Origin of the sequence: Clostridium sp. JS66 (assembly GCF_033561535.1) — a bacterium.
Taxonomy (GTDB): domain Bacteria; phylum Bacillota; class Clostridia; order Clostridiales; family Clostridiaceae; genus Clostridium_AM; species Clostridium_AM carboxidivorans.
Window position 1 is genome coordinate 5,969,099 of sequence record NZ_CP131467.1, and the last position, 13,087, is coordinate 5,982,185.

General features: G+C 31.1%; 11 protein-coding genes. 1 reads left to right on the top strand and 10 read right to left on the bottom strand.

Translation table 11 applies throughout. The features are described from left to right. Window positions 1-248: 248 nt before the first annotated feature. Window positions 249-2,243 carry an FAD-dependent oxidoreductase gene (locus Q6H37_RS27665; RefSeq protein WP_318738145.1) on the bottom strand — a complete coding sequence of 665 codons (1,995 nt, stop codon included), beginning with the start codon at window positions 2,241-2,243 and terminating at the stop codon, window positions 249-251. A 178-nt stretch (window positions 2,244-2,421) separates the two neighbouring features. Between Q6H37_RS27665 and Q6H37_RS27670 the strand changes: the two genes are divergently transcribed. Beyond that, window positions 2,422-2,973: a PadR family transcriptional regulator gene (locus tag Q6H37_RS27670; protein WP_318738146.1), complete on the top strand. Its 552-nt coding sequence runs from the start codon at window positions 2,422-2,424 to the stop codon at window positions 2,971-2,973. A gap of 109 nt (window positions 2,974-3,082) precedes the next feature. On the opposite strand, the gene Q6H37_RS27675 is transcribed toward Q6H37_RS27670, so the two are convergent. The 9 genes from Q6H37_RS27675 to fucO all read right to left on the bottom strand — a co-directional run bounded on the left by Q6H37_RS27675 (window position 3,083) and on the right by fucO (window position 13,082). Continuing rightward, on the bottom strand, window positions 3,083-3,526 hold the full coding sequence (locus Q6H37_RS27675) for a CGGC domain-containing protein (RefSeq protein ID WP_318738148.1): 444 nt from the start codon (window positions 3,524-3,526) through the stop codon (window positions 3,083-3,085). Between the two features lie 220 nt (window positions 3,527-3,746). After that, on the bottom strand, window positions 3,747-4,721 hold the full coding sequence (locus tag Q6H37_RS27680) for an MBL fold metallo-hydrolase (protein WP_318738150.1): 975 nt from the start codon (window positions 4,719-4,721) through the stop codon (window positions 3,747-3,749). A 90-nt stretch (window positions 4,722-4,811) separates the two neighbouring features. After that, the gene (locus Q6H37_RS27685) at window positions 4,812-5,162 is read right to left on the bottom strand and encodes a metalloregulator ArsR/SmtB family transcription factor (protein ID WP_318738153.1); all 351 of its coding nucleotides are present in this window, start codon (window positions 5,160-5,162) and stop codon (window positions 4,812-4,814) included. A gap of 312 nt (window positions 5,163-5,474) precedes the next feature. Then, entirely contained in the window at window positions 5,475-5,741 is a 267-nt protein-coding gene (locus Q6H37_RS27690; protein WP_318738154.1) for a hypothetical protein, read from the bottom strand. A gap of 436 nt (window positions 5,742-6,177) precedes the next feature. Continuing rightward, a complete protein-coding gene (locus Q6H37_RS27695; RefSeq protein ID WP_318738156.1) occupies window positions 6,178-8,244 on the bottom strand; it encodes a methyl-accepting chemotaxis protein in 2,067 nt (688 codons plus the stop codon). Between the two features lie 651 nt (window positions 8,245-8,895). Next, entirely contained in the window at window positions 8,896-9,903 is a 1,008-nt protein-coding gene (locus tag Q6H37_RS27700; RefSeq protein ID WP_318738158.1) for an AraC family transcriptional regulator, read from the bottom strand. 341 nt (window positions 9,904-10,244) lie between these two features. Beyond that, complete coding sequence (locus Q6H37_RS27705) at window positions 10,245-11,507, bottom strand: MFS transporter (RefSeq protein WP_318738160.1); 1,263 nt, start codon at window positions 11,505-11,507, stop codon at window positions 10,245-10,247. An 18-nt stretch (window positions 11,508-11,525) separates the two neighbouring features. Next, a complete protein-coding gene (gene rhaM / locus Q6H37_RS27710) occupies window positions 11,526-11,840 on the bottom strand; it encodes an L-rhamnose mutarotase (protein WP_318738162.1) in 315 nt (104 codons plus the stop codon). An 81-nt stretch (window positions 11,841-11,921) separates the two neighbouring features. Next, a complete protein-coding gene (gene fucO, locus Q6H37_RS27715; RefSeq protein WP_318738164.1) occupies window positions 11,922-13,082 on the bottom strand; it encodes a lactaldehyde reductase in 1,161 nt (386 codons plus the stop codon). Between the last annotated feature and the right edge of the window lie 5 nt (window positions 13,083-13,087).

Below are 13,087 nucleotides of genomic sequence, written 5' to 3' on the forward strand. Positions count from 1 at the left end.
GTATATTGTTTAACTATATTTTACCATAATGCATTTTATTTTAAAACTTTTACTATAATTGTATAACTACAGAATTATGAAATCTTATACAATATATCAAGTTTATCTATTGTATCGGTTATAAAAACACACTAATTAACAAGTATTTTACTTAAAACAAATAGTCCCCATCTATTATTAAGATTGGGACTTTATTATTTAATTGAACTTGATTTTAATATATACTAACTACTTTTTTCTGTGTTTTTCTATATATGGTTCGCAACTTCATAAGCATCCCAAATAGCATACATAATATTTGCAACCTTACGAGCATCACCTAAAAGATGAATTTCTGGAACTTCAAATTCTAATTCCCTGTATAAAGAATTTTCTTCTTTATATCCAACAGAAAGTATTACTGAATCACATTGTATCTTATCTATTCCCTTTTCTGTTTCAACTTCTAAAATTCCATCTTTATATGATTTAACTTTTGAACTTGCTCTTACCTCAATACCATTGAATGGAATAAGTCTTTCAAGCATTTCACTATTTGCAGAACATAAAGGTCCATTTAGTGCAAGTATTTTATTTAATGCTTCTACTATAACTACCTTTTTACCCTTCTTAGCAAGATCAAGTGCAGTCTCACATCCAACTAAACCACCACCTACTACAACAGTAGTATTTCCGCAGTCTTTCTTTCCTACTAACACATCTGCTGCTGTAAATACTTTATCATCATCTCCAAGTGAAAATACCTTTGGTGTAGAACCTGTAGCAATTATTATACTATCTGCACTAGAATTTAAAACTTGTTCTTTAGTAACTTCACTATTTAAATTTACTTCTACATTTAATTCTTTTAATATATGTGCATACCAGTTAGCTAAAGCAATATCATCTTCTTTGAATTCTGGAGCTCCACTTGGAATAAGGTTGCCTCCTAATCTATCACTCTTTTCATAAACTACTGGTTCATGTCCTCTAAGTGCTAAAACTCTTGCTGCTTCACAGCCTGCTACTCCACCACCAATTATTAAAACTTTTTTCTTCTTTAATATAGGTAGAAGTGCATTATCTTTTTCTTTACATGCCTGAGGATTTACAGCACAGTTAAGCATTGAATAATGTTGAATTCTTCCCATACATCCTTCTTGACATGATATACAAGGTCTAATTGATTTACAATTATTACTTCTTAGCTTATTTATATAATCAGGATCTGCAAGTAATGGTCTTCCAAGACTTATCATGTCACATGTTCCATTTTCAATAGCTTCAAGTGCCATATCTGGATCATCCATTCTTCCTGCACATATAATAGGAACCTCTACAGTTTCTTTCATTAATTTAGCGTAAGGTCTGTATAGTCCTTTTTCTTGATACATTGGTGGGTGACTCCACCACCATGAATCATATGACCCAACGTCTGTATCCAATGAATCATATCCGTAAGATACAAGTAATTTAGCAGCTTCAATTCCTTCTTCTAAATCTCTTCCCTTTTCAACAAACTCTTCACCTGGAAGTGCTCCATCTCTTAAATCTTTAATAAAACTCTTTGGTGAATATCTAAGAGCTACTGGGAAATCTTCTCCACATCTATTTTTAATTTCTTCAACTATTTCATGTGCAAAACGAAGTCTATTTTCTAAACTTCCACCATATTCATCTGTTCTATGGTTGAACAATGAAATAGCAAATTGGTCTATAAGATATCCTTCATGAACAGCATGAATTTGCACTCCGTCAAAACCAGCTCTTTTTGCATTATAAGCTCCATCTCCAAATTTTTTAACTATAGATTTGATTTCATCTACTGTAAGTTCACGACAAGTTTTGTCAAGCCATCTATGTTGAATTGGGGATGGTGCCACTGGCGGAAATTCTCCAAGGTTAGTTGGTATAGTAACTCTACCAAATCCACCTGACATTTGTAAAAATACTTTAGCATTATATGCATGTATTCTCTCAGTCATTTCTCTTGCAGTTCTAACAAATTGAACAGGATTATGTGTAGGACATGGGCAATTTGGCATACCGTGTTCTTCAACTTCATTATCTACAAAAGTAACTCCTGTAATAATTAAACCTGTACCGCCTTTTGCTCTTTCAGTATAGTAATCAATTCCTCTTTGATTAAATCCACCCTCGCTGTCAGCTAATCCTAATGGTCCCATTGGCGCTAATGCAAAACGATTTTTTATTTCGCACTTTCCAATTTTGATTGGTTCAAATAGTTTTTTATACTTATTCATAAAACCACTCCTAATTTCACATAATATGGGTAATTAAACGTTTAATTAATATATAGATAATTATATATTTAACAATCTATCATATCAATGATTACATGTTTGTTTTTTCATATTGTATTTTACTTTCTATAAAGTAATGATAAAATAACTGTATAGAAAGAATGAGGTGTTACATAATATGAGGACTTTAAAATATGCAATTCTAGGGCTTATTAATAGAAAACCATTAACTGGCTATGATATAACAAAAGAATTTAACGAGGGTTTAGTAGAATTTTGGTATGCTAAACACAGTCAAATATATCCCGAACTGAAAAAGCTCACAGATGAAGGACTTATTTCTTATGAGACAGTAATACAGGGAGAAAAGCTAGAAAAAAAATTATACACAATAACTGAAAGTGGAAAAAAGGATTTACAAAAATGGCTTGCTGAAGATGAACCTTTAGAACCAACACCTAAAGATATTTTCAGACTTAAAGCTTATTTTTGTGATGAAATGGATATTGATACTTTATTAAAGCAATTTAAAAGTGAATTAAATAAACATAATGAAAGACTGAATTATCTAGAAAATTCTATGGAAGAGCTTTTAAAGAAAAAAGATGTATCTGAAGTATCTTCTTCTGATTTTGGTGACTATATTGTTTTAAATGGTGCCATTATGAGAGAAAGAAATTATATAGATTGGCTTGAGGACTGCATAAAAAAAATTACAAATGAAGCTTAAGATAACAAAGAGCTGTCTCATTAGCATAAAAAGCATGCTAACGTGGCAGCGTTTTTTATTTTTTCCCTTATATTGTAAGTATTTATCCTTAATGCACTAGCCCCTTGTATTAACCTGATGGCATATTTCTTTTAAATTCTTCAGTAATACCATGGCTGTTATCAGTAAGTATACTTTTTAACATTATCTTCATCGTCTCCAGCGGCGTAGATTCATCTGTACCCATAACCACTTCTACATTGGGATATGTTTCATTAATTACACTTTTATACTTTTGGACGAATGGACAGAGTTTAACCATGCAACTTGAAAAATGAATGGTATCTGCTTTACTGATTTCAACCAGGGGTTTTACTTTAATTAAAATCTTTTCAAAAGCATAGAGTGTTGGGCAACCAGCGCAAGTGCTGAAACCTACAATTTGTGATTCTTGATTATCCTTATAACGCTCAAACATTCCCTTACGCTCATTGAATGATTTAAAACAGCCTGCCGCTGCACAACTAAGTTCATTCTTTATATTGTTGCAACTTATAATTGCTATTCTAGCCATAAACTATTCCTCCATTTTTTATATTTGATAATTTCAATGTCATATTTTCCAAAATTTATTTAATGATATTATATCTGTGAGAGATACGCTAAAGCTAACGATGGTTAGCACTGGCTATAAAATCTTCAGCTGCAAAAAACTCCTCGGTGAGGTGTAATCTGTCTCTATTAGGAAGATTTTTGTTATAACCTAAATTCTGAACCAAACAGCATGTCGTAAGTCAATGGCCAGCTTGAAATGCTAATGTAGTACCAACATTGTTTGGTATAAATGCTTTAGGCATTGCTTGGGCAATTTGGTGGATAGCAGACCATCCAGTGCAGTGGCCAGGCATCAAGTAGGTTGGCCCGATTTTTTTCAATTCATCGATTGTTATAGGAATAATTTTTTCAAAAATCCCACCTGTTAAGTGAAAACCTCCTAATACGGCATAAACTTGTTGACAATTAGTCAATGTTTGAGCATAGTTAATAGTATTAATAAGCCCAGAATGACAACACCCAGTAATCACAACCAGCCCCTTTCCACGGACATTTACAATGACGCACTGATCATCCTTTACTAATGGATCGTTTTCCCATCGGCCGTCACGTTTAGTATAGTGTACAGGGAACCCAGTTTCAAAGTCCGTAGTTCGAGTAATTTCACCAGAAACGAGAACCATGTTATCAACTAGAAAGGTTGGGTCGGTTTTGCTAACCAAGGCAATTTTTTTCTGTTGCGAAGCGGTTAATTTTGGAGCGGAAACATTCACTTCATACCCGCCTGGCATTATTAGTTTTCTATCTAAAAAAGCGTCAGGATGAAATATAATAGGTACTTGAGGTGAGTCTAATTTTTCAATCAGACTAGGTAAGCCCATGGTATGGTCAACGTGACCATGACTGAGTATAATTGCTTGTATATCATTTACATCAATCCCCAATGTGTCTGTGTTATGTAAGATGCCATTGGAACTCATACCTGCATCCAATAATACAGTCGCTTGTTTTTTCCCACATTTAACCTGGATTATCGCTGAAAACCCATGCTCTGCTATAAGTGTTGAAAAACCATCTTTTGCAATAAGTGGTGCTTTAGACATATTAAATCTATGCACAATTTCATTACCTGTCATAAATGCGTCAATGGTATTATCCATGAGTATCGTTATCTTTACTTCATCAACTTCTAATAATGGATTGTCTTTTTTCATAAACATCTTCACTTCCTCTCCTCTTGATTTTTACTGCGTTTTTCAATAAGTCAATAAGCATACACTTATAGTCAGGATGGCATATTGTAGTTATTTACACTTGTTATTATATGGACATTTATCACAAGAAAAATCATATTGGCATTTCTCAAAGGCTTTCTTAAACAGGTCATCTATATCCTTTTTGTATTCAATTAACACACCCAAATTAATTGTATAAAAGACTCTAAAACCTTTGCGATTCTCCTCGAGAATTCCAATATTCTTTAAAATCTTTATATGTTGAGACGCGGCAGGTTGAGAGATACCAAGTTGTTGGGCTACATCTGAAACACAAAAGACTTCATTAGCATTGGAAGCAAGCATTTTTATTATTTTTAGTCTTTTCTCCTCACCAAGGGATTTAAGGACTTCAGCCGTATTTTTTAAATGATCTTTCATTAATACACCTCTTAATTATAAGTTTATAATTATAATATTATAATGTACAGATTGTGTCAAGTAAAATTTGGTAAATACTTAAATGTAGAAGTCCGATAGCAATCGAACTTCTTTAGTTGACATCTGTCAGGTACGGTGTTTGGATCACTACCATTGCCAAGTACTGAGTAATGTAACATAACCTCGCGCGGAAGATGCTCACGCAGATAATTTGCACCAACATTCATCAATTCAACTGCATCAACAGCGCTGCGACCTAAATGCGCCTGCGGTGCATGAGTCCCTTGAAGCTGAACACTATAGAAGTAGATGCTAGACATGGCACACGCCAAGGGGTGTTGTTTGATGATGGATGCCAATGACTGGTTTTCCGTTTTCATATTCAGCTATGAACGCTGTTGGTAAACCATTAAGGACGAGCGTTACCTTTAATCCCACATCTTCCAGGACTTTTGCCTGTAGATTTGAAGCATATACTTCCTCAAGTGAGACTTCGGGATTTTCCCAGATATCTCGGGCCATTTTCGTTAGCATTTGACTATTTCTGTCAATGCTTTCCCAAATTTTTTTCTTTGACATAATACCCCTCCTTATTACTATCATATAAAAGTATCGCTGAACTTCTAAACAAAAATAACTTTTAGCAAGAGTATTGCATATACCACATAAATAAAATATTAATAAATGAGTGGCATATTTATGGCAACAACTCTCAATTCAACTGAAAATGTTGTAATATTTATATGCATTAATCCTATAATAACCTTGGAAATAATCGCAAAGCATTTCCAAGGTATACTATCATTAGTGAAAATATAACTAGATTCACAAAAGGGGACTTGAGTTTTCTACTCTTGTCCCCTTTCTGTATGGAATTAAAAAAACAATTTAAAAGTCAATTCACAAATAGCATTAGCAAATTTTTAAATATTCAATTTTCTTAAGATTCTGCAATTAATTAATGTAAAAAGTACAAAAACTTGATTTAAATATAATTCGTATAAAAATTTTTTAACTAGGCCTTAAATTTTTCTACTAACACTCTTAATTCTTCTGAAATTGTAGCTAAGCTCTCTCCTGCTTTGGCAATTTGTTCAATTGTAGTGACTTGTTCTTGCATAGATGATGATGCTTGTTCTGTTCCAGCAGCATTCTCTTCAGAAATTGCAGATAAATTTTGAGTTAATTCAATGATTTTGTTTTTATTTTCTGTCATTAAATTGGCAGAATTATTAAGTTTATTAACTACAGATTTTATAGAATCTATTGCTTCTGCTATCCCTTCAAATTTCCCTTCAGTTTCTCCAACACTAGAAGCTTGTTCCTCAATTATCTGCTTAGTTTGCTGCATTAAATCAACTGCATTTTGTGATTTTATCTTTAACTCAGTTATTACTGTTTTAATGTCATTTGTAAAGCTATTTGATTGTTCTGCAAGCTTTCTTATTTCATCAGCAACAACTGCAAAGCCTTTACCTGCTTCTCCTGCTCTTGCAGCTTCTATTGCAGCATTTAAAGCTAAAAGATTTGTCTGGTCTGCAATACTTTGAATCATAGTACTAGCATTTTCAATTTTCTCTGCATTTTCATTGTTACTCATAATAATATGATAAACATTGTTTGCAGAATCATTATTTTTCTTAGTTTTTTCAACAAGTTCTTTCAAAATTAAAAATCCTTCTGATTTTTGCCTTTCAATTTCAACTGCCGCAACATTCAATTCTTCGATATAATTTAAATCTTGTTCTAATAAATTACCTAAATCTTCTACATTATGGGCTGCCATTTGGGTATCTTTAGCTTGATCAGTAGCTCCTTTTGCAATTTCCTCAATAGCCTTACTTACTTCATTTGATGCAGTAGCTACTTGCTCCGAAGTAGCAGTTAATTCTTCTGATGAAGCTGCAACCTTTTCTGTTGAATGTGCAGTTTTCATTATGAATTCTGATACATTCTCTCTCATACTTACAAAGGCTCTTATCATATCTCCTGCTTCATCTTTCCTGTTTAAGTATTTTAGTGTGTCTGCCTTTTCATCTACTGAAAAATCCAAATTAGCAAAATCTTTTACTCTTTTTGTCACTGCTAAGATAGGTTTTGTTATACTACTGGAAAGAAAATTAAATAAAATAGTTGCCAATATTAACATGGCCACTGCAGAAAATATCACTATATTTACTATTTCTTTTGCACCAGATCTTAACTCTTTTTCTGTCATAAATGATGCTAGTATCCAATCAGTTCCTTCTACTTTATAAGGATTAACAATATACTTTTCACCATCAACAACAACATCAAATGATTTTAGATCTTTAGCTAGAAGCTTATCTAATCCGTTAATACCAACTTCTCCAACCTTTTTAAAATTGTTTTTAGAATTTTTTCCATCTGCCATTATAAGACCATTACTATGTACAATCATTGAATATCCTGTTTTACCAATCTTCATCTTATTTAACATATCGCTAATATTAGTTTGCTGTACGTCTATTCCTATGGCACCTATAATTTCCCCATTTTTATCAGTAAATGTACGAGCATTACTTGTAAGCAGTTGGGACTTATAACTGTATGGAGCTGTTCTAATAACACTTCCCTTTTTACTCATTGCATCATTAAACCAAGGTCTTTTGGAAGGATCAAACCCTGCTGGTAAACTCTCTTCTGGCCATTGTATATATCCTCCATCTTGTGTTCCTAAATATACATAGCTTGTACCTTTATGGCTGTTTGCATATTGCTCGAACACTTTATAAATTTCCTGTTCAATTCCTGCTTTAGCTGAAGGTTTCATTGGAGTATCTTGAGTTGTATTTTTATAGGTTGTAATACTGTTATCAGCCATCATTATTGATGGGTTTGTTGTTAGCATATCAATATTTTTGTCAATTTGATCATAAAAAATGTTAATTGCTTGAGAAACGATCTTCATTTGCTCGTTAGAGTTAGTAAAATAATCTTCATGAGCCTTTTTATTAATTTGATAGATTAGAATACTACTAATACTTACTAAGGTTATCAAAAGAACTACCATTGAAGATAGTAAAATTCTTCCCTTTATTCCAATAGCCTTTTTATTCATAATACCAGCTCCCTTATTTCACTAAGTTTTTATATTTTATCATTTTTTGTTCTATTTCTTATTTTCAATAAATTCAGACAATTAAAGTTATAAAATGCAGGAACCTAAAGAAATGCTTAAGAATACTCAATATATTTTAAATAAAGTAAGTAGACACTTATATTATTATTTAAAATTATAATGTTAATATTTGTCTTTGTCAACGCAAATATGTCATTTTCCAGAATTTTCTCTCATTTTTTTGTAAATTATACCAATAAAAAAATTTATGTTCTTTTTATTGTCAAATATTATTGAATTTTTAAGATTCATAAGTTATCTTATAAGCTAGTAAATCCTGATTTATCAATTTTTCTATACTAGCCATTATATGCAATTGAATAATTTTAAGAAAATCATATGGATTTTTTGTTGCATAAAAACCTTTTATTTATCAGTATTTTTCTACAGTTTACTTATCTATTCTTGACATCCTAACTACCGCCTCCACATGTATAAAGACAAGCTATCAGTTTAAAAAGAAAATTTATAAAAAAAGCCACTTGTTCAACAAGATTTTCTCTGTAAAACAAGGGGCTTACTTTATATTATATTGTGCTATATCATAAATTAGTTAGTATAAAGTTTTTTACATTATTTTTTAAATCTTTTTTATATATTAAGGGTTATAGAATTTTTTCTATATTTATCAGGGGTCATACCCACATCTTCTTTAAATTGTTTATAAAAATAGCTTAAGTTGGAGTATCCTGCTTTTCTGATTATTTCTTCTATTGGAAAATCAGAATTTTTCAATAAATATTTTACCTTATCCAATTTTATCTTTTTCTGTAATTCTGTTAACGTACTGCCAGTAACTTTTTTAATTAATTTTCCCATGTAATCTGTACTATAACTAAAATAATTAGCCAAATCTTTAAGATTTAAATCATTATAATTTTTGTCTATATACTTAACTATTTCTACATATATATTAGACTCTACTTTATTAATAACACTTGATGGTAAATATTCATTATAACATCTTAAAAGTTCATTAAAAATTAGTACTATATAAGATCTTATAGCTGTTTCCATGCCATTTTTATTTTCATAATACTCAATTAATATATTTATCATAAAATCCCATACTCTTTTATTTTTAGAAGTTTTAAAACATAGAAATTGTCTGAATTTGTTTTTATTATACAACGCTTTTACAATAAAGTTTGATATTAAATCATTATCTGCAATTTGATTCATAAATATCCAATTGAAAAATTCTTCTTTTATTAAAACATTTATTGCTATGTCATTTTCTTGTGCTTCTTTTATGCTATGTTCCACATTCATATCCATAAGAAGTATTTCGCCTTTTTTTATTTCCACATCAGTATCTTCAATAGTTTGCTTTATACTTCCTGAATAAACAAACATCATTTCAAGATAATCATGGCTGTGTTTCTTAAATTCAATAAACCTATCATGTTTATGTATCGATATATCTTCTGAATTTTTCATAAGTTTAGAGTTATTAATAACCCAATAGTCTTTTAATGCTTCATTTGAAAAACACTCTTCAATTTTTGCCTTATCTTTCTTATTTTTTAATAATTTTTTAAGTTTTATTTCGCTTGGACTCAATTCTCTAAGACTTTTATCAAGATCCTTAATATTCAAAATATCACCCCACTAATATAAATTATTAGCCTTTATCTTACTTCTAAGACACTCATTTGCTTAACTTTATTAAAACTATTTTTTTCTATCACTAAAATTTAAATTTGTGTCATAGTGTCTCTTGAATTTTTTTGAATTTTAAAACTCTAAATAATAAAAAATTTTAAAAAAGCAATTGAATAATTGTATAATTTTGATTATAGTTCTATATTGTTGTATATAAAACTATAATCAAAGTTAACCTTTAATTAAACTCTAGTACTTTATATTAATCTTATTCTCTTAATAACATTAACATAAAGTACTAGAGTTTTATACTTAGTTACTTAAAATATAAATTATTAATAACCGCTTGCATATCTTTGTCTTTCTATTTCTTCAACGCTCATTCCTCTAGTTTCAGGAGTATAAACTAGTCCAATAATTAATTGGATAGCTAAAACGGAAATCAAAAACAATCCAGTTTTTTGAAATCCAAATGCAGTCAACATAGTTGGAAAAACTAATGAAACTATACCAACTCCAGCACGTACTAAGAAAAATATAATACCTTGAGCTTTTCCTCTATATTGAGTTTTAAACAGTTCAACGCTCCATAATGCAAAGAAACATTGTGCACTAAATCCTGCTGAAATTCCCCATAAAATATCAAAAATTATTAGTGAAACCCAACCCATAGGTGCAAATACAAGAACAGCCCACGCTAAAACTTCCATAACACATGCAACTGAAAATACCACTTTACGATTCCATTCATCGCCTTTTCTTATGAATACCAAATAAGTAAATAAAATTGTTAAGAACCATATAAGTATATTTAATGCATTTGATTGCAAATTATTTAAATTGCCTATTTTGCTGAAAATGAATGGTAGAAAATATCCCTGTAGTCCAGCAACTAAATTCCATAAAGTATAAGTACCTGCAGCAAGAATAAATGCTTGTCTGTTTGCTTTTATTGTAAATATTTCACTAGTAGGAGCTTTTACGAAATCTGTGGACTTCTCCTTTTCTTTTTGTTCTGTCCAAATTTTTGATTCCTCAATCTGCTGTTGTAGAATCCATGTAATAAGTGCAATTACAAATAATATTCCAAACATAATTCTGTTTCCTAAAAGTCCATGTTTGTTTAAAAAGATGGATAAAATAAATATAGTCATAGGTGCAAATCCCCATGAAAATTGCCCCCATCCAATGTTTGCACAACGTTTTCCTGATGGAGCCTGTTCTCCTAAATAACTCCATGAGGCAGGAACTACTGCACCTACTGCTATACCTGTAATAATATATCCAATCAAAAGCATAGGAAAATTCATTGATAACGTTATAAGTAAAACTCCAATCATATATACAATTAAATCATATCTATATATAAATTTTCGTCCATATTTATCTGATAAAGGACCACCTATTAATGCTCCAAGTGCTGCGCCAAATCCATTTGCACTAACTGCTCCTAAAAGCCCAAGTGCCATATCATTTAAATGTAAATAATTCATCCATAACGTTAATCCACTTGCACCTGCTACAATTGCACCTGCATCTAAAAAATTTGACATAGAAACAGTTATTGTTTCCTTAAATTTAGATTTTTCATTAGCCACTTAAATCCCCCCCAATTATTAATCCATATGAAATACTTCTTTTAAATCAACTGATACAGGACTGTTATCTGCATTCGTTTTCATTATGTCCTTCATATAAGCCCACCATTTTTGGCATATTTCTGTTTCTGAACTTTTATTCCATTTTTCCTCGTCTTCTATTTCAAGATAACCAAATAAAGTGTTAGTTTTTTTATCAAGAAAAATGGAATAGTTCTTTGCACCATATTCATGTATCATGTTAACCATTTCAGGCCAAATTTGACTATGCCTTCTCTGATATTCTTCATGAAAACCTTCATATACTTTCATTACAATTCCTTTTCTAACCAATTTTATCCCTCCAATTTTTTAATTTCATAATTGTTGAATAGTATTCTGCATCACACTACATGATGCAGAATATAAAACTATTTATTTAAAAGCTTTTTTGTATATATTAAGAATTTCAGTTTCAGAAGTATCCCTTGGATTTCCAGGGGTACATACATCCTTGAAAGCAATTTCTGAAAGTTTTGGAAGATCTTCTTCCTTTGCTCCAATTTCAGATAAGGTCTGTGGAATTCCTATTTTTTTAGATAAGTTTCTCACTACATCCACAGCTGCTTTTCTATACTCATCAACAGTTAATTCATCTACGCCTAAAACTCCCATCTGACGTGCTATTTCCCTATATTTCTCTCCACTTGACGGTGCATTATACTCCATTACATACGGCAAAAGAAGAGCGTTGGCAACTCCATGAGGCGTATCATAAAATGCACCTAGTGAATGTGCCATAGAATGAACTATTCCAAGTCCTACATTTGAAAATCCCATACCTGCAATGTATTGAGCAACTCCCATTGCTTCTCTTGCTTCAATATTTTTAGGTTCAAAAACTGCAGTTTCAAGATTTTTTGATATAAGTTCTATTGCTTTCAGCTCAAACATATTAGTAAGTTCCCATGCACCTTTTGTAATATATCCTTCTATAGCATGAGTAAGAGCATCCATACCTGTTGAAGCAGTGAGTCCCTTAGGCATTGAAGCCATCATCTCAGGATCAATAACTGCCATTATAGGAATATCTTTAGGATCAACACATACCATTTTCTTAACAGCTTCTGTATCAGTAATGACATAGTTAATTGTAACTTCTGCAGCTGTACCTGCTGTTGTTGGGACTGCTATTATAGGAACAGCTTTATTTTTTGTTTCTGCTACTCCTTCAAGAGATTTCACATCTGAAAATTCCGGGTTATTTGTTATGATGCCTATTGCCTTTGAAGTGTCCATTGAAGATCCTCCGCCAATTGCAATAATGAAATCAGCTTTTGAATCTGCATAACTTTTAACTCCAGTAAGAACATTCTCTATTGTAGGATTTGGCTTAACATTATCATAAATTTCATAGGGAATTCCTGAATCTTCAAGTTTTTTGGTTACATTTTGTGCTACATTAAATTTGAGTAAATCCTTATCTGTAACAACAAAAGCTTTTTTGAATTCTCTTTTTTTAACTTCTTCTGTAATTACACTTATAGCGCCCTTTCCAAAATAAGAAGTTTCATTAAGAACTATACGGTTTATCATCTACA